This is a genomic window from Roseibium sp., assembly GCF_050301095.1.
Taxonomy (GTDB): domain Bacteria; phylum Pseudomonadota; class Alphaproteobacteria; order Rhizobiales; family Stappiaceae; genus Roseibium.
The window spans coordinates 1-18,228 of sequence record NZ_JBNKYW010000170.1 but is presented as its reverse complement, the minus strand read 5'-3'; the positions used below and the strand labels follow the sequence as shown (position 1 = coordinate 18,228).

The 18,228-nt window shown below is 60.1% G+C and carries 12 protein-coding genes; 8 read left to right on the top strand and 4 right to left on the bottom strand.

The features are described from left to right. The first annotated feature begins 34 nt into the window (after positions 1-34). The 6 genes from ACQY7U_RS15705 (at position 35) to ACQY7U_RS15680 (ending at position 10,291) form a co-directional block, all read left to right on the top strand. Positions 35-460 (top strand): hypothetical protein, encoded by a 426-nt coding sequence (locus ACQY7U_RS15705; protein WP_428646123.1) that lies wholly within the window; start codon positions 35-37, stop codon positions 458-460. Between the two features lie 483 nt (positions 461-943). Then, entirely contained in the window at positions 944-2,572 is a 1,629-nt protein-coding gene (locus ACQY7U_RS15700; protein ID WP_428646120.1) for a thiamine pyrophosphate-binding protein, read from the top strand. A 371-nt stretch (positions 2,573-2,943) separates the two neighbouring features. Then, a complete protein-coding gene (locus ACQY7U_RS15695) occupies positions 2,944-4,743 on the top strand; it encodes an adenylate/guanylate cyclase domain-containing protein (protein ID WP_428646117.1) in 1,800 nt (599 codons plus the stop codon). A 45-nt stretch (positions 4,744-4,788) separates the two neighbouring features. Beyond that, positions 4,789-6,099 carry a phosphatase PAP2 family protein gene (locus tag ACQY7U_RS15690; protein WP_428646114.1) on the top strand — a complete coding sequence of 437 codons (1,311 nt, stop codon included), beginning with the start codon at positions 4,789-4,791 and terminating at the stop codon, positions 6,097-6,099. 32 nt (positions 6,100-6,131) lie between these two features. Then, positions 6,132-8,177 (top strand): hypothetical protein, encoded by a 2,046-nt coding sequence (locus ACQY7U_RS15685; protein ID WP_428646112.1) that lies wholly within the window; start codon positions 6,132-6,134, stop codon positions 8,175-8,177. A 365-nt stretch (positions 8,178-8,542) separates the two neighbouring features. Then, positions 8,543-10,291: an adenylate/guanylate cyclase domain-containing protein gene (locus tag ACQY7U_RS15680; protein WP_428646109.1), complete on the top strand. Its 1,749-nt coding sequence runs from the start codon at positions 8,543-8,545 to the stop codon at positions 10,289-10,291. Between the two features lie 10 nt (positions 10,292-10,301). On the opposite strand, the gene ACQY7U_RS15675 is transcribed toward ACQY7U_RS15680, so the two are convergent. From ACQY7U_RS15675 to ACQY7U_RS15665, 3 genes are all read right to left on the bottom strand, one after another. Beyond that, the gene (locus ACQY7U_RS15675) at positions 10,302-10,757 is read right to left on the bottom strand and encodes a DUF6714 family protein (protein WP_428646106.1); all 456 of its coding nucleotides are present in this window, start codon (positions 10,755-10,757) and stop codon (positions 10,302-10,304) included. 266 nt (positions 10,758-11,023) lie between these two features. Then, a complete protein-coding gene (locus ACQY7U_RS15670; protein ID WP_428646103.1) occupies positions 11,024-12,580 on the bottom strand; it encodes a DHA2 family efflux MFS transporter permease subunit in 1,557 nt (518 codons plus the stop codon). A gap of 124 nt (positions 12,581-12,704) precedes the next feature. After that, on the bottom strand, positions 12,705-13,994 hold the full coding sequence (locus ACQY7U_RS15665; RefSeq protein WP_428646101.1) for an HlyD family secretion protein: 1,290 nt from the start codon (positions 13,992-13,994) through the stop codon (positions 12,705-12,707). A 215-nt stretch (positions 13,995-14,209) separates the two neighbouring features. On the opposite strand from ACQY7U_RS15665, the gene ACQY7U_RS15660 reads away from it, so the two are divergent. After that, positions 14,210-14,857, top strand: coding sequence for a TetR/AcrR family transcriptional regulator (locus ACQY7U_RS15660; protein ID WP_428646098.1), 648 nt, complete (start codon positions 14,210-14,212; stop codon positions 14,855-14,857). Between the two features lie 121 nt (positions 14,858-14,978). Beyond that, positions 14,979-16,460 (top strand): protein adenylyltransferase SelO, encoded by a 1,482-nt coding sequence (locus tag ACQY7U_RS15655; protein WP_428646095.1) that lies wholly within the window; start codon positions 14,979-14,981, stop codon positions 16,458-16,460. Between the two features lie 84 nt (positions 16,461-16,544). Here the strand turns inward: ACQY7U_RS15655 and tssC are convergent, their stop codons facing one another. After that, positions 16,545-18,062: a type VI secretion system contractile sheath large subunit gene (gene tssC / locus ACQY7U_RS15650; protein WP_428646248.1), complete on the bottom strand. Its 1,518-nt coding sequence runs from the start codon at positions 18,060-18,062 to the stop codon at positions 16,545-16,547. Positions 18,063-18,228: the final 166 nt, after the last annotated feature.

The window sequence follows — 18,228 nt, the reverse complement described above, 5'->3', positions numbered from 1 at the left end:
AAGCAACTAAGGCTGGTAAGCCGGTGAATTGCCGGTGTGGCAAAACATCGTCACCCGGAATGCCACGGCAGCCGTTCCAAACCCCGGGAAGTCGCATCGCGAACCAAATCCCGATTCACACATCAAACGACAACTCAACAAGGACCACAAGAAAATGACCAACAGTCCCCATCTACCCAAAAAGCAAAACGAGATCCGTTCGCCCGGCGCGGCGCACCGTTTCACGATCGGACAGATCGTCAGAATGAAAAGCCGTCATCCGGGGCGAACCGTCACACCGTCAGATACTTTCCACATCACGGCGCTACTGCCATTCGCAAGCGAAATGCCGCAATATCGCATTCGCAGCGAGCAGGAGTTGCATGAACGGGTGACGACTCAGGACAGACTTGAATTGATAACGGTTTCGGAAAAGACCCGAGACAATGCCCTTCTCATTGCCAAGACTTTTGGCGTTTGAACAGGGGGCGGTCACACGAATCCGTACGGACAGGCGTCAATCGGGGTCATGACTGCAAAGGCTCCGACGCTGCTGCTCAAAACCTAATCGACGTCTTTCGGTGCGCTCGGGAATGGACTGCCTCCCGCGATAAGAAAGTCTGGCAACCAGCCGGGATTTCCGCTCTTTCTGGCCTTGGATACAGCCCATTCCCGAACGGCCCGAACATTTTATTTCATGGGTCTGCAACCTGATCTGCCCCCCTTCGGCCACAGCGCACCTCCTGGCCCTATCCGCAAAGCCTGCCTTTGATACCGAGGCGGCTTTTCTTGTTTGTGGTGTTGCTCTATGCACTTGATGGTGAAACGCTGCCGCCCGTGGGACGGTGATAACCGCGGCGATTTCTGAAAACGAACCAATCGGCAACCGGGTCTGGGGGACCGCGAGACGGCAACCTCCGCAGAACCGGTCTGGCGCTTGGGCACTTCAACGCGGGCACAGGTTATGACCGACGAAAAGAAATACACATATCAATCGATTGCCAGATCCGTCCTCGACCACGACATAGACACCATGTTCGGCCTCATGGGAGACGCCAACCTCTTCATGGTCGACCACTATGTCCGCTCCTGCGGCGGCACCTTCGTTCCGGTCGCCTTCGAGGGCAGCGCGGTTCTGATGGCGCTCGCCTATTCGCACGTGTCCGGCAAGACGGGGGTGGCGACAGTCACTCACGGACCGGCCCTGTCCAACTGCGTCACGGCACTGACGGAAGGCGCCCGTGCCCATCTGCCGATGGTCCTGCTGGCCGGCGACACGCCGGTGATGAACCCGCAGAACCTGCAGAACATCGACCAATGCGAGCTGGTCAAGGTCACCGGCGCCGGTTTCGAGCAAATGCGGTCTCCGGAGACCGCAGCCTATGACATCGCCCATGCCTTTTTCCGTGCCCGTGTCGAAAAACGCCCGATCGTCGTGAACATGCCCGCCGACTTCATGTGGCAGGAAGTCGCGCACAAGAAGACGGTGTTCCGGGCCTTCACGGCCCCCGCCTATGTTCCGGAAGGCAACGACCTGGACGAGGCCATCGGGATGATCGCCTCGGCAAAACGCCCGATCATTCTTGCGGGCGGTGGCGCAGTCGGGGCCCGGGAAAACCTGATCCGCCTGGCCGACCGGCTGGAGGCGCCCCTGGCGACGTCCCTCAAGGCCAAGGGGCTGTTCAACGGCCATCCATACAACATGGACATTTTCGGCACGCTCAGCACACCGGCCGCCTATGACGTCATCGCCAGTTGCGACTGCGTGGTCTGTTTCGGCACCAGCCTGCATCACTTCACCACCGACAGGGGCGCGCTGATGAAGGGAAAGCGTGTCGTGCAGATCAACGACACGGTGACCGAGGTCAGCAAGAATTTTCATGCAGACGCGGCTCTGGTGGCCGATGCGGGCCTGACCGCCGACAACATCGTCTACTGGCTCGATGAAGCGGAAATTCCCGCCAGCGGCTTCACCAAGGAACTCGACATCGCTTCCCTCACCTATCATCCGCCCGGCAAGGCCGGACAGGGCAAGCCCGGTTTCATCAACTATGTCTATGCCCTCGACCGGCTGGAGCAGGTTCTGCCCAAGGACCGCATTCTGACGACCGACGGCGGCCGATTCATGACGGAAGTCTGGTGCCGGATCTCCGCGCCCGACCCCAAGAGCTTTCTTGTCACCGCCAATTTCGGCTCCATAGGCCTCGGGTTGCAGGAGGCAATCGGAGCGGGCCTGGCTGCGCCGGACCGCTCGGTCGTGCTCTTCACCGGGGATGGCGGCTTCATGATGGGTGGCATCAACGAATTCAACACGGCCGTCCGCCTGAAGCAGGACCTGATCGTCATCATCTGCAATGATTCCGCCTATGGCGCTGAGCACATCCAGTTCCTGGACCGGAAAATGGACCCCGGCCTGTCGCAGTTCGACTGGCCCAGCTTCGCCGAAGTGGCGACCGCGCTCGGCGGCAAGGGCATTTGCGTCCAGTCTGACGAGGATCTGGACACCGCGATCAGGGCAATCGAGTCACGCGACCGTCCGCTCCTGATCGAACTCAAACTCGACCCCAACGACGTGCCGCGCATGCGCATCTAGAAACGCGCGGCTGTTTTCAAGCCGACGACAATTGCCCGACATGGAAGTCTGCCCGTCGCAAACGACGGGCAGACCAGACAGAACGAGAGGCCGAAGGAACAGGCCTCCTGAACTTCCGCGGCCGGACAAGCTGGGCAGGTGATATCAAAGGATCTTCCCGGCCGCCGCCCTGTCCGAAAGACGCCGGACTGTCTCGGCGACCCTCCGCAAACAACCTGAACCCAGGCGTTCGTCCGATAGCGGGTGTCGACTTCCCTGCCCTTCCGATCGAACGTATTTGGTTCACCGGACTCGCCGCACAACCCAAAGACGGCTATATTTCATATCTAGCCATTTTCGGGGGGCATGGCTAAGTCATTGCGAGAATTTGCATGCAGGCAGCCCCTGATCATCGGAAGCATGTCCGGCTTTTCGAAAAATGGGAGAGTCGGCAAAAGGTTATATTATTTGCGGACGTCGTCGGATCAGCCCGGCTGTTCAAGACTGACGACGATGAGGTTATTCGTGCCTGGTTGTCCTTTGTCGAATACCTGAAAGAAAGGCTTCTTCCCGATCATCAGGGCCGATTGGTCAAGACAATGGGAGACGGCATCCTCGCGGAAATCGCGGACGCAACCGAAGCGGTCCGGTTCGCGATGAGACTTTCTTCCGAACTCGAACAGGTCAACAGCCATCTTCCGCCCGACCACAGGCTTCTGGTCCGCATCGGTATCGATACGGGCGACGTGATAACCACCGGCGATGACGATCTCTATGGCAGTCACGTCAACATCGCAGCCCGCCTCATGGCACTTGCGCGTCCTGGGGAAATCGTCGCGTCGGCCGGTGTCAGGGACGCCCTGGCGAGCGAACTGGACGCCGAGTTCGAAGACATGGGCGATTGTCATCTGAAGAACGTCGCCGAACTGGTTCGCGCCTTCCGGGTTCATCCGGTCGGCACCCATCCTAATATCGTACCGATGCTGCGAAGCGAGGACCTGTTCCCGACAATCGCGGTCATTCCCTTTACTCCGCGCAGCCGGTCCCGGGACCACTATGCGCTCGGAGAAGTGCTCGCCGAGGAATTGATAGTCGCCTTGTCGCGGTCGACGGAACTGAGTGTCATTTCCCGCCTGTCGACAACAGGTTTCCGCCACCGCAACACGTCCCTGCCTGAAATTTCCAGGACATTGAAGGCCGACTTTGTTCTTTCGGGTGCATACAGCGGCGACGAGAAACGCGTCATCCTGGACGTGGAACTTGCTGATGCCAGGAGCGGACGGGTAATCTGGTCCGACCGGTTGAGCGAAGAGGTCCCGGCCCTCCTGAGTGACACATCCGCCATTTACCAGTTCGCCAAGAACTGTCAGGCAGCCATTATCAGAAGCGAAGTGCAACGGGCATTGTCCCGGCCGATGCAGACACTTGACGCCTATTCGCTGCTCATGAGCGCGATAGGACTGATCTACAGGCTGTCGCGTCGCCATTTCGAATACGCAGCGCAAATGCTCGATGAACTGATAAGCCGATCTTCGAGCCAACCCGCCACGGCGCTCGCCTGGAAGGCCAAGTGGCACGTTTTGGCGGTGCAGCAGGGCTGGACCGCCTCGCCCGGGCGGGAGACCGCGCTTGCCCTCAACTGCACGCAAACGGCGCTCGACCTCGACCCGACGAATGTCACCGCGCTGGTTTCCGAAGGCTTTGCCCTCACGAACCTTGCCCATCAGCTCGACAAGGCGGAACGGCGCTACAACATGGCGCTTGAATACAATCCGAATTACCCGATGGGACGGCTGTTGCGCGGAACACTTTATGCCTTCAGGGGACAGGGTGACGAAGCGATGAGAGATACGGAACTGGCCCTCCACCTGTCTCCGATCGATCCCTATCGCTATTTCTATCTCTCGCTTGCCGCTTCCGCCTGTATTGCGGCGGAAAACTATGAACGCGCGCTCGAACTTGCAGACCGGTCGCTGCGGTCGAACCGGGCACACACTTCCACGCTCCGCGCAAAGGCTGTTGCAGAAATGCGGCTGGGAAAGAGTTCCGAAGCCCAAAAAACGGTCAGGGAACTTCTTGAACGCCAGCCTGGTCTGACGGTGAGCGACTGGCTGAAGAATTCGCCCAGCGCGCCCTTCCAGATCGGAAAAGACTTTGCCGAAACCCTGAGTCTGGCAGGACTGCCGCCATGATAGCCCACTCGTGGGCCGGGAGTTATGAAACAAGGAGATTGAGCCATGACGTTTCAGGAAACATCACTTCAGGAAGGCGGCTTTGGGGGCTTCGGCGGTTTTGGAGGCTTTGGCGGCTTTGGCGGTTTCGGAGGGTTTGGGGGCTTCGGCGGTTTTGGAGGGTTCGGCGGGTTTGGAGGGTTCGGCGGCATCCCCTCTTTTGATGCTCCCCTGGTGGTCAATGCCCTGATCACAAACCGCGATGGCATTGCCGGGACCTGGCAGCAGGTCACCGCCGATATCGTGGAAAACTGCCCCGAAGAGGAGCACTATCTCGCACGCCTGTCACCTGAAGTCCGGCGAAGCATTTTCGTTTTCGAACTGGCCTCGCGACTTGGCTTCACCTTTCAAAGAGAAGGGGAATGCTCGGGACAGGCCCGGGTCTGGCATCTGGAAGTGACACCCGCCTCCAGCGAGGGGGATCCGCCCGCGGCCGCCTACAAGATGCTGGCAACGTTGGTTCGGCCGACCATGGCCATTTTCAAGAAACAGCTTGATCTGGTTGCCAACTACGCCGACCTGCGGCCGGACCGGGCAGCAGAAGTCATTGCCCAGCTCAGCACGCCGATCGAGTTCCTGCGCTCCATTGCCTTCATCAACCCCTCCCGGACACCCTATACGATCGAACTTCTTTCGATGGCGCAGGGATTGGCCAACCTGGCCGAGATGAGGGTCAAATATGCCCTGGCGTGCAAGCGGCCGATTGAGTTTTCGCCCCAGATTCAGCCGATGATACTGACCCCGACGCATGGCACGTTACCGAGCGGCCACGCCACCGAATCCTTCACCCTTGCGAGGGTGCTCTGGCTCTTGCTGAGAGACGCTGGCGTCGTGCCCTATGACGATGCGATCTGGGGCCGGATGTTCATGCGTCAGGCTGCGCGGATCGCTATTAACCGGACCGTGGCGGGCGTGCATTTTCCAGTCGACAGCGAGGCCGGTGCAATCCTCGGACTGACGCTTGGCGCCTATTTCGCGGGCCGGTGCCTGGGTGCAACGGAACTGAAGGGCTGGACCTTTGACGGCGAACAGTACCCGGATGAACGGGATTTCGACTGGACGCAACTCTACAACCCGGAAACCCATGCGCAACTCGATCCCGGCGCCTGGGCCGATGAGACGACTACCGCGCTGGATGCAAACGCTCTCCAATCCGCTCCCCTGGCCTGGCTCTGGAGGCAGGCGAAACGGGAATGGCTCGACATCCGGAACATCTGCGGCTCGGCAAGTGGCGCGATGCCTTCGGGAGGCATTGGTGACGAAGTGCCGGCAGGCGGCAGCGACAGCGACGACGCCTCGGAAAACGGTGGCGTGTAACCGGCTTGCAGTTTCATTGGAGGTTCGGCCCCATGACCACATCAGACGATATCTACAAGAACGGCTTGTTCGATCCCGTATTGGAATGGCGCCTCGCGGTGACCCGGAAGTTTTCATCCGGGCGTGACGATCCCTGGTGGGATGTTCTTCTGGAACTTGAGGGCGTCGCGCTGAACGAACTGCTCGACATGGTCGAGCGCAGCGAAGGCCTCAAGGGGTCGCTGATCGTTCCGGACAGCTACACGGAGAAAGAGCGCTCGGCCAGGCCCGATATCCAGTACCCCGCGCTCTATGCGAAGGAGCGTTTTCTACGCGCCATCAACGAGAAACCCAAATCGTTCCACGTCAGGCGCCTCCTAATGGGAACCATCGTTCCCGAAAGTCAGCTTGCAACCAGCGCGGTGACGATGTCGGAAGATCTTTCACAGATCCTGGTCAACGATCAGGCGGTCGTCATTGCTGTGATCGACAACGGCATTGCCTTCGGGCATGAGTTCTTCAGAAAATCTGATCTGAAGAAATCGCGGATTGCATTTGCCTGGATTATGGATGCAGAGCCCAAATCCGGAGGCCCCGTCGTCCCGCAGGGACGGGCTTTGACACAGGACCAGATCGACGGTTTCCTGGCGGCCAACATTTCCGGCAAGCTGCTGAACGAGGACCGCTTCTACAGGCAATGCGGGTTGATCGACTTTGATCGACCGGGCTTCAAGCCCGCATCCTTGCGTATCTCGCACGGCACCCATGTAATGGGCCTCGCGGCAGGTTACGAACCGGGAACGATGGACGACAGGCGCCCGATCATCTGCGTTCAGCTGCCAACCGACATCACTATGGACGTCAGCGGCACGCAGATCCTTCCCTCTCTCGGACGCGCGATCGATTTCATCAAGAAACACGCGCAACGCTTCCGGCAGACTAACGACCACACCAGGATCGTTCCCCTTGTGGTCAATTTCAGTTTCGGAAATTTCGCCGGGCCACATGACGGAACCGGCATCATAGAAGCCAAGATCGACACGGAACTCGCGGCGACCGCTCAGCACCAGATCCAGGTCACCCTACCGGCCGGGAACGGCAACCTGGCCAGGACCCATGCGGAAATCACGTTCACGGCCGAAGCGACGGCGAACGGAGACCCTGCCTTGCTCGACTGGCGGATACAGCCCGACGACCGCACGGCGAGCTATGTAGAGATCTGGATGCCACCGCTTACCGACACGTCCAATCTGGCAAGCGTGCGCGTAACGCCGCCCGGCGGCCCCCAAAGCGACCCCGTCACGACGACAACCGGCTCTTTCGCCATCCTGCACTCTGCTCAGGGTGAGGAAGTCGGACGGATCGTATACGCGCCGCCTCATGATCCCACACACCGTGGCTGCATCACCATATGCGCCCATCCGACCTTTCATCACGACGTCACCAGCGGCCTCGCGCCCTCCGGCGTCTGGAAGATCGAGATCCTGAACGTGTCCTTGACGGAAACCGACCGGCTGGAGGTGTGGATCCGGCGTGACGAAACGTTGCCCGGTTTTCCGGCCTTCGGCCGCCAATCCTATTTCGACAACGATTGTTACCAGCGCTTTGACAGTTACGGCGCGTCCCTGCCAATTGACCCGTCAGGCTCCGGCTGCCTCGTGACACGCAGCGGGACACTCAGCGGATTTGCCTGTGGCGAACGTCCCTCGGTGCTGGCGGGATATGTCGAAACCAGCAACAGGCTGGCGGACTATTCCGCCGCAGGTCCGATCACGACGGCCTTCGGAGCCCTCAATCCGACACGGACCGGTCCTGACGCGGCAGCGGTCAGCGACGATACGCCGGTTCTCGGCGGCATTTTGAGCGCCGGCTCGCGCAGCGGGTCACGGGTTGCCCTCGGTGGTTCGAGCGTCGCCGCGCCCCAGGCAGCCCGCTGGATCGCCGAAAGGCTGGCCGCGGGACTGAGCGGCGACCGTGTCGCCGTCAACGCACAGGCAGCTGCCGACGATGCCCCGCCTCCTCCAAAGCCCGCACTCACTCGTGTCGGTGGAGGACGTCTGGAACGCAGGGTTCGTTTCGGACCCAAACGGGGCCTGTAGGCAGACGGTAATACAGATCATCCGGGATCCCGGCAGAATAGCATAAGGCGGCCGGAAAACCATTAAAGCCAGGACCACGTAACACCCGCAGTTCAGGCGTTCTTGCAAAGGTTGCCCGGCAGGACAGGAGTTCTGCTGGTGTCTCCCGTTCGCACGGGCCATGTCTGACGGATTGCACCTTTTTGAGAGGGCTGCAGGTTCCTTTCCCGTCATACGTGTTGGTTTGGATGTGAATGAAAATAAACGCCTCTTCAGCGAAGAAAGACCATTTGCCGTCCGGACATGTATTCGTCCTCCCTCAGTCTCCATCACGCTTTCCTTTCGCCGCCAACCTGCTAGATTCACAATCAGGTTGGAGGCCCCGCATGAAACGCAAGCTTGCCGCTGTCCTTGCCGCCGACATGGCGGGATATTCCCGGCTGATGGAAGCCGATGAGGAAGGTACGCTTGCGCGCCTGCGCAGCCACAGGATCGAACTGATCGACCCGGCGATCGCCAAGAACCAGGGCAACATCATCAAGACCACCGGTGACGGCATGCTGGTCGAGTTCCAGTCCGTCTGCGATGCGGTACGCTGCGCGGCGGAAGTCCAGCTCAGGATGCACCGGCGCAATGCAGACGTTGCCGCCGACCGGCGGATCGAGTTCCGCATCGGCATCAATCTCGGCGACATCATTTTCGAGGACGATGACATTTATGGAGACGGCGTCAATGTCGCCGCAAGGCTGGAACAGCTTGCCGAAGTCGGCGGCATCTGCGTCAGTCAGGCCGTTTACGACCAGGTCTCCGAGCGGCTCGACATCGCCTTCGAGGACCTTGGCGAACGGACCCTGAAGAATATTGCCCGGCCCATACGCGTCTGGCAGGCGTTGCCTGCCGACGAAGCACGCACTGCCGAGGCCGGCGGCGCTCCCGCCGAGCGCAAGGCGGTGGTCAAGCCGACGATTGCTGTCCTCCCCTTCGCCAACATGAGCGGCGATCCGGAACAGGAGTTTTTTGTCGATGGCCTGACCGAGGACATTCTGACGGAACTCTCCCGCCGTCACGAGCTGTTCGTCATTTCCCGCAACTCCACCTTCGTCTACAAGGGACAGGCGGTGAACCTGCGGGATGTCTCCCAGAAACTCGGCGCCCAGTATCTGGTTGAAGGCAGCGTCCGGAAAGCCGGCGACCGCTTGCGGGTTACCGTCCAGTTGATCGATACCGCCACGGACTCCCATATCTGGGCGGAGAAATACGACCGCACGCTCGACGACATCTTCGCCATCCAGGACGAAGTCACAAGCTCCATCGTCGCAACGCTTCCCGGCCGGGTCGAGGCAGCGCAGCAGGATCAGCTGGCCCGCAAGAAGCCCTCCAGCCTTGCCGCCTACGAGTGCGTTCTGGCCGCCAAGGTTCGTCACCACCGCTCCAACCGGGAAGAAAACGCCGAGGCGCAGAAACTGATCGCACGGGCGCTTGAGCTCGACCCGGACTACGCCCACGCCTATGCCTGGCGCGGCTGTATCCTGGGACAGTCCTGGGTCTACGGCTGGAACGAAGATCCTGACAAGGCTTTCGAGACCTGCGTGAGTTCGCTGGAAAAGGCGCAGACGCTGGACGACAACGATGCCGACGTGCACCGGATCCTGGCGTCCATCAGCGTGATCCGGAACGACCTGACCCGGGCGCGCTACCACCAGGAACGGGCTTTGGCACTCAATCCCAATTACGACCTCGTCGTTGTTCAGCAGGGCGAACTGCTGACCTGGCTCGGACGGCCACAGGAAGGCATCGAGTGGATCCGCAAGGCAATGCGGCTCAACCCGCATCATCCCGAGCGGTTCTGGAGCCATCTCGGCAAAGCCCATTTTGCCAGCCGGCAGTACAAGGAAGCCATCGAAGCCTTCATGCATCTGTCGACCATGGATGCCGTCCAGCACGCCTTTGTGGCGGCCACCTACAGCTGGCTCGGCGACAAGATGGCTGCCGGCGCGCATCTCGACCGGGCGATCCGCCTCGATCCGGAATTCACCATCGAAACCTTCCTTTCCACGATGCATTACGCGGAAGAGAGCAACCTTGAGCATTTGCGCGAAGGATTGCAGAAGGCCGAGGAAGCCGCCGCGGCCTGACGAAATCGCATCAGGCCTCAAGCCAATGGTTCAACAGAGCCTCATCGGCGTATTCTCCGAGATCCGGATGGTTGCCGAGAAGTGTCAGGAAGACCTTGACCGCCTCGATCTGCCCCGCATCCAGATCTGAATAGTGCGATTTCCGGAAGTCATGCAGCATTTCGCTTGGTGCTCCCGGATCGAGCGCCCGCAAGGCCGCCTCCCCCACGTATTCGATGCTGTCGGCGTTTCTCAAGGTCCACAGAAGATAGGCCGGCAGGTAGTAGCGAAAGGCTTTCGGGCTGAAGGCCGTCAGCGCGGCGTAGTTATAGACGATCATCTCATCGCTCATATCCTGCCAGCGCACACCGCCGTAGAATTGCAGGATATCGCAATCGTCCATGCAATCCGGATGCAGAAGTTCCTCGTCCGATGGCTGAGGGACCGCATCGAAGGCTTCCCGGATCTGGTTGATGAGTTCCTGCAAGAGATTTCCGCCCGATCTGTTTCCAACCGATGGATCGCCTGTCCTGTCCCGTTCCAGTTCGGCGGCTTCAGCAGCTGCGCCCAGGATCCAAAGATAAGCGAAACCTGTCTGCCGTGTCTTCACCCCCTGCCTGGAAAACGGGTTACGGCGCCGGCAAGCATTCCGGCAAGGTGCCGTAGTCATGCCCCGGTAAGCGACGGGAGAGTGATCACCAGGCAAGCGGCGGTGGACTGCTTCTTGCGGAAACTTCACCCGGGACGCTGTCCTCAATGACCGCCAGCGGCGGAGCCGGCGGGCTTTGGCTTGTCGACGAAATAGAGCGCGGCCACAAGTGCCAGGAACAACCCCGTCAGGATCAGGAAGATGTCAGAGAACGACATCAGAAACGCCTCCCGCGAGATAATGCCGGAAAGGGTCTTGATCGCTGCGCTCTCCGCGTTTTCTCCAAGCGATTTAAACGCGTGCGACATAGTCGTCAGCGTCTCGTTGACGACAGGGCGCGACCAGTTCACCGTTTCCGAAAGACGCTCGTAATGAAAGTCCTGCCGGTTGGTCAAAAGCGTGTTGATCACGGCAAGTCCGACGGCGCCGCCGAGGTTTCGCGTCAGGTTGAACAGGCCGGAGGCGTTCTTGATCATCTGCGGCGGCAGCATGCCGAGCGCAATATTGTTGATCGGCACCATGCAGATCATCAGCGAGCAGCCACGCAGGATCTGCGGCACGAACAGCTCCCAGAAGTCCCAGTCATGGGTGATCCCGGTAACCATCCAGGTTCCGATCGCAAAACCGGCAAAGCCGATCGCCATCATCACCCTTGGATCCAGCACGTTCATCAGACGGCCGGCCAGCGGCGCGGTCAGGAACATCGCCAGACCACTGACGAACATCGTCTCGCCGATCTGCAGCGAAGTGTAGTCACGCACACCGCTCAGATAGACCGGATAAAGATAGGTCAGCCCGTAGAGCCCGACCCCCATGGTGAAGCTGAATATGCTGCCCATGGCGAAGTTCTTGTCGGCAAAGGCCCTGAGATCCACGATCGGTTCCTTCGCGGTAAACGCCCGCCAAAAGAACACCAGCCCTCCGACAGCGGTCAGCAGGGTGAAAAAGAGGATTTCATGGCTCTGGAACCAGTCTTCGCCTGATCCTTCTTCCAGCACGAACTCAAGCGAGCCTAAAAAAACCGCCATGGCGGCAAAGCCCCACCAGTCGAAATGGTCCAGCAGGGAAAGATCCGGTTCGTCGAAGTCGATCAGGGTGATGGCGGCCAGCGTTACCACGATGCCGGGAACCACATTGATCATGAACAGCCAGTGCCAGGACCCGTATTCGGTCAGATAACCGCCAAGCGTCGGGCCGATGGTTGGTGCCAGGGTTGCCACCAGACCGATGATCGGGGAAATGATGCTGAATTTCTCGCGCGGGAAGATCAGGTAGGCGGTGGCGAAGACGGTCGGGATCATGCCTCCGCCCAGGAACCCCTGGAGCGCCCGGTAGACGATCATCTCCTCAATGGACGTGGCCGTCGCGCACATCAGGCTCATTATGGTGAAACCGGCGGCGGAAAAAGCAAACATCCAGCGGGTCGACAACATGCGCGACAGATATCCCGACAGCGGGATCATGATGACTTCAGCAATAAGATAGCTGGTCTGAACCCAGGGGATGTCGTCCTGGGAGGCGCTCAAACCTGCCTGAATTTCCGACAGGGAAGCAGAGACGATCTGGATATCCAGGATCGCCATGAACATGCCGAACACCATGAACAGAAAGGTGAACAGCTTGCGTCCGTCGATGGAGGCGTTCTGAACCGCTTCACTCATGTCGAATTGCCTTTGTACCGGTGCCCGCCAAGGCGGACACCGGCAGGAAATCGCGGTTGGAGGCCGCGGGGATGGAATGGAAGTCAATCAGTCGGAGTGGCGGCCGGAGGAGCGACCGAGACCGTCAATGAAGTGCCGAAACGCTGACTGGCGAAGGTTTGCCGCCTGTTCTGGTGTCGACATCGACGATGACGGACATGCCTGCGCGCAGATGACCGCTGGCGAATTCTTCGGCAGGCACCCGGATCCTGACCGGCACGCGCTGGACAACCTTGGTGAAATTGCCCGTGGCGTTTTCGGCCGGCAGCAGACTGAAGACGGAACCGGTCGCAGGCGCAATGCTCTCGACCGTTCCCTTGATCGGCTGGTCCGGATAGGCATCGACGGAAACCAGGACCTCCGCCCCCGGACGAATGCCCTCCAATTGGGTTTCCTTGAAATTGGCATCGATATGGGCATCGGCCAGCGGCACGATGGCCGCTATCCTGCTGCCGGGCTGCAATAGCGACCCGACCTGCGCCGCCCTGTTGCCGACAATGCCGTCGACAGGCGCGCGAACGATCGTGAAGTTCATGTCCCGCTCAGCCTTCGCAAGAGCGGTTTTCGCCGCTGCGACAGCCTGTTCGGCTTCCATTTTCTGGCTGTTCAGCACGTCGATATTGGCCTTGGCCAGCTTGACGGAAGCCTCTGCGCTTTCAACATTGGCCTGAGTGCGCTTGCGGCCGGCTTCGGCCGTGTCGAGGGTTGCCTGGCTGGCGAATTTGTTGTCCGCGAGCTTCTTCTGCCGGTCGAAATTGGCGTAGGCTTCGTCCCGCTGCGCCCTGGCGGCATCAACCGCCGCCTCGGCCTGAAGGACAGATGCCCGTGCAGCTGCAATCTGCGTGGTGATGCGGTTCACAGTCGCCCGGGCGCTTTCGATCGCGTCATGCGCCGAGCGAACCGCGAGCCTGTAGTCGCCATCGTCAATGCGGAAGAGCACTTCCCCGGCGCTCACACGCTGGTTGTCACCGACCTCGACGGACGAAACATAGCCCGAAACCTTGGACAGGATGACCGTGATGTCCGTGGTTACATAAGCATCATCCGTGCTGGCAAAGAACCGGCCTTCGGTCCACCAGTGATAGCCCTGGTAACCTCCGTAGCCGAGGCCCGCGAGCAGAACGAGCGTGAAGATACGTTTTGCCTTGCCTGCCTTTTTCTTCGGCGGTTCAGCAGTCTCAACGGCTTGAGGCCGGATTGCCGGTGTTGTGCCGCTGTGCCCTTCAGCGCCATTGTCCAGCGAAACCGCCGTTCCGGACGCTGGCAAATCCGCGTCTTCGGCTTGCGCGCCCCTCAAGTCCGGATCGGAAGGGCCTGAAGCCTGCGGGCCACCACCGATTGCGCCGCCATCCGTACGGCCTTCCCTTAATGCCACGTCGATTTCCTTTGCCCCAAAATGGATCGTCCAATCATTGACTGAACGGTTCGGTCAATGACATTTATATGTTTACAGGCTTGGTGGATGCAAGAGGTGGGTGCAGAATTGTTGAACAAGTACGCGCTTCATTTGTTTGCGCGGTTTCCGGCCGGTGTTTGACAGAGGCCGTGTGACCTCCTAGTGAAAATGGAAAAGAACTCAGTAGGGAAGAAATGAAGACACTGACCCGTGAAAGATCGGAGCTGGCGGAAGATCCGGGCCACAAGTCCGACAACGCCAAACGCCGCCAGATTCTGGAAGGCGCACGCAAGGTCTTCCGGGCAAAGGGCTTTGACGGCGCCAGCATGGAGGTCATCGCGCGCGAAGCCGGTGTGTCGAAGGGAACCCTTTATGTCTATTTCAACAGCAAGGAAGCGCTTTTCGAGGCTCTGATCCTGGAAGAAAGGCTTGGTCAGGCCGAGCTGATGGCAGGCGTTCTGACCAGCCAGTCCGACATCGCGACCGATCTGCGCCGTATCGGCCGGATTTACCTTGAAAAAATGGGCCGTCCGGAAAAGATGTCGACGCTCCGCATGGTGATCGGCGCGGCGGAGAAATTCCCCCAGTTCGGCAATCTCGTCTATCAGGCAGGTCCCTGCCAGGGCCGGAGGGAACTCGGCAAGTTCATTCAGGAACGCATCGAAAAAGGCGACCTGAAACCATGCGACGTGGAGCTTGCCGCGGGCCAGTTCTTCGACCTCTGCGTTGCCGGCGTTCTGCGCCGCATGCTACTCAATGCCGGGCCGGCGCCTGACGAAGCCGAAATCAAGATGAACATCGATGCGGCCGTGAAGGTGTTCCTGGCAGCCTATGGCGCCTGATTCCGCTGACCTAAGCGCCAAACAACTGCGGACACGGCCGCAAACACACCTATATTGTGAATGAAGGCCCACAATTCCGGAGCGACGGGACACTTGTCCGCGCACCGAACACGAGCACGCAATGACCGCCAAACCGCCTCTTTTTCAGTTCGACAACAGCTATGCCCGCGACCTGCAGGGGTTCTACGTTGCCTGGGAAGGCGCGAAGGTTCCGGCGCCTGAACTCGTGCTGTTCAACCGCGAACTGGCGGAAGAGCTTGGACTGGAGGCAGACGCTCTTCAGACAGCCGAAGGCGCTGCGGTCTTTGCCGGCGCCGTGCAACCCGATGGAGCCTCTCCCCTCGCCCAGGTTTATGCAGGCCATCAGTTTGGCGGCTTTTCCCCGCAGCTTGGTGACGGCCGCGCACTGCTCGTCGGTGAAGTGATCGACCGGAACGGCAAACGGCGGGACATTCATCTGAAAGGCTCCGGCCCAACCCCGTTTTCCCGTGGCGGCGACGGCAAGGCCGTTCTCGGTCCGGTCCTGCGCGAATATATTCTCGGCGAAGCCATGCATGCGCTGAAAATCCCGACCACAAGGGCGCTCGCCGCCGTAACCACCGGCGAGATGGTCCACCGGGAGGGACCGAAGCCGGGTGCGGTTCTGACCCGCGTCGCGGCCAGCCATCTGCGTGTCGGCACTTTCCAGTTCTTCGCCGCAAGGGGCCAGACCGACAAGGTCCGGCAGCTCGCGGACTATGCGATCTTCCGCCACGACCCTGATCTTTCCGGACAGGACGGCCGCTATCTCGGTCTGTTCAGCCGAGTGATCGAACGGCAGGCAGAGCTGATGGCCAGCTGGATGCTCGCCGGCTTTATCCATGGCGTCATGAATACCGACAACACCACGATTTCCGGCGAAACCATCGATTACGGCCCCTGCGCCTTCCTTGATGCCTACGACCCGGCGACGGTTTTCAGCTCCATCGACCATGGCGGCCGCTACGCCTTCGGGCGCCAGCCCTCAATCATGCAATGGAACCTCGGCCGCCTCGCCGAAGCGCTCCTTGCCCTGTTCGAGCCGGACAATCTCGACAAGGCCGTGGACCTGGCGAGCACGGAACTTGGCCGCTTCCCGGATCTGTACCGCCAGCACTGGCTGCATGGCATGCGTGGCAAACTGGGCCTGACGAGGGAAGTTGACGGCGATCAGGACCTTTTTGAAGACCTGCTTTCCCTGATGCAGCAGCAAAAGGTCGACTACACCCTGCTCTTCCGCCATCTCGGCGACGCGGCAATCGGCGATCCGGAAAAGGCGCGCAGGCTCTTTGTCGACCCGACCTCTCTAGATCCTTGGCTGACCCGCTGGCAGGACCGCTTGTCCGCTGAAGACCTTTCTCCCCGCCTTGCCAAAGAACAGATGGACACGGCCAACCCGCTTTACATTCCCAGAAACCACAAGGTGGAAGAAGCTCTTGCAGCGGCGGAAGCCGGTGACTATGCCCCCGCTGTGTCCCTGCTCGAAGTCCTGAAACACCCCTTCACGGAGCAGCAGGATCGTGAGGCCTATGCCCAGCCGGCACCGGACTCTTTTGGCCCGTACCGGACCTTCTGCGGCACCTGATCCTCCAACACTCGGTTCGCTTGCCGAACGAGACCTGGGCAAGCCGGACGCTGCCAGCAGGCTTTCAAAGACATTGCCCCAAAATCAAGCCGGCAGCGTCAGCTGCAGCCTGATCGAAACGCCAAGGCCTTCGAATTGAAAGCCCGGAATGACTTCAAGCACTGCCGCCTGTCCGGAGCCCTCCCCGGTCAAGGTAAACCTTGCCTCCTGGAGCGGGAACAAAGCCCTTTGCTCCGGGTTCAGCTCCCAGGGCCGAGGATGAACTGACCGGTCGAGCCAGGCCTGAACGTGCCGCTCGAACGTTTCACCCAAAGGTTCGCGCCAATCAGCAGCCATTCGCATGATGCAGTGCGCGTAACGGCTCGCGCAAAGCGTATAGGGGAGCCGGCGAAGCACGGCATCACGGGCCTTCTGCTCAGGGTCAAGAACCTCCCCCGCACGTGGCAGGTTCAGGGATTGCGCGCTGAAAAACACGGCTCTTGCGGTGCGTTTTCGATGGAGGAGCGGTATCAGACCGGCTTTTGCCAGTTCTGCCTCGCGGCGCTCGTCGAGCACGATTTCGACAGGCGGCATCACCTCCGAACTCCCGCCTGCGGACGGCACGACAACCTCCGGCAGGCCATCGACTTCGCCGCCGCCTTCGACACCCCGAATTCGGACGGCCCAACCATACGTCCTGGCTGAGCGACCAATGTTTGCGGCCATGGCATAGGCCGAATTGATCCACAGGAAGCCGGATGCCGTCCCGGGGGATACATCCTCATTGAAGACAAAGCCTTCGCCCGGATCGGCGTTGCCGCGATAGGGCGACCGTCCGAGTATTCTCGGCAAGCACATGCCAATGTACCGGCTGGTCAAGTTCTGACGCAATTCAGTCCAGGCAGGATGATCGAGCTCAGGCCGGTCGCCTTCTCCGCTCGCCCCCTGCGCACCGGCAATATCCCTGGATGTATAGAGAGCCGGTGACAGCCCGGCGAGAAGCACGGTCTGGGCACGCGCGCAGATCCGTCCGAGATTGGTCAGGAGCTCGGCATCTTCTGCGCTGTTCGCGATCCCCTGGTCCAGCACCATGACGCCATAGGGTTCACCTTCCGAAGTTCGATAGACCTCCTCAAAAAGTGCATTTGATAGAGGCCCGTGCGGCGAGGCCCCCCTGGAAGCAGTTTTCAGCGTGGATTGCAGCTCGTCCCGGCTGAAATTCATCACCCGAAGCTTCAGCTTTGCGTCCCATTCGACGTTGGCGATTAGATACTCCAGACCGCGCCAGGCGCCTTCCAGTGCCTGAAAACCAGGGTGGTGAAGGATTTCGTTCAATTGTGCGCAGAGCCGCGCGTCGATGGCCGAGATCATGGCGCCAAGCACATCGTCCACCGTGCCGCCAGGCAGCTCGCGCCGAGCAAGAGCAAAGGTGGCGAACTGGTCCATCACCGTCTCGAACACATTCCCGTCGTCCGCCCGCAAGACGGCCTTTACCATTTCGTCCAGATCAAGTTCTTTGGGGGTGTCTTCCGAAGAAGAGGATGGTGCCGAACCACCGGATGCGTTGTGCGTTTGCTCGTCCGGTCTCACAGGCGGGCTTTTGCCCAGAAGTCGGCGAAACATGGACAGCACGACATATCTCCTCGAGGTTATGAAAAGTTCACCTCACCGAAGGCACCACAGGCATCATAACATAACCGACCACCGCGAACGGAAAGCCGCAATCAGGCAGGCCGGACCTGCTTCACTACACCAGTTCAAACGGTCAGACGGCATCATGGCACGCCTG

Excerpts from the sequence above, each read along its gene's own strand:
- ACQY7U_RS15700 (WP_428646120.1), top strand. The coding sequence starts at position 944 with ATGACCGACGAAAAGAAATACACATATCAATCGATTGCCAGATCCGTC.
- ACQY7U_RS15695 (WP_428646117.1), top strand. The coding sequence starts at position 2,944 with ATGCAGGCAGCCCCTGATCATCGGAAGCATGTCCGGCTTTTCGAAAAA.
- ACQY7U_RS15690 (WP_428646114.1), top strand. The coding sequence starts at position 4,789 with ATGACGTTTCAGGAAACATCACTTCAGGAAGGCGGCTTTGGGGGCTTC.
- ACQY7U_RS15685 (WP_428646112.1), top strand. The coding sequence starts at position 6,132 with ATGACCACATCAGACGATATCTACAAGAACGGCTTGTTCGATCCCGTA.
- ACQY7U_RS15680 (WP_428646109.1), top strand. The coding sequence starts at position 8,543 with ATGAAACGCAAGCTTGCCGCTGTCCTTGCCGCCGACATGGCGGGATAT.
- ACQY7U_RS15670 (WP_428646103.1), bottom strand. The coding sequence starts at position 12,580 with ATGAGTGAAGCGGTTCAGAACGCCTCCATCGACGGACGCAAGCTGTTC.
- ACQY7U_RS15660 (WP_428646098.1), top strand. The coding sequence starts at position 14,210 with ATGAAGACACTGACCCGTGAAAGATCGGAGCTGGCGGAAGATCCGGGC.
- ACQY7U_RS15655 (WP_428646095.1), top strand. The coding sequence starts at position 14,979 with ATGACCGCCAAACCGCCTCTTTTTCAGTTCGACAACAGCTATGCCCGC.
- tssC (WP_428646248.1), bottom strand. The coding sequence starts at position 18,062 with ATGTTTCGCCGACTTCTGGGCAAAAGCCCGCCTGTGAGACCGGACGAG.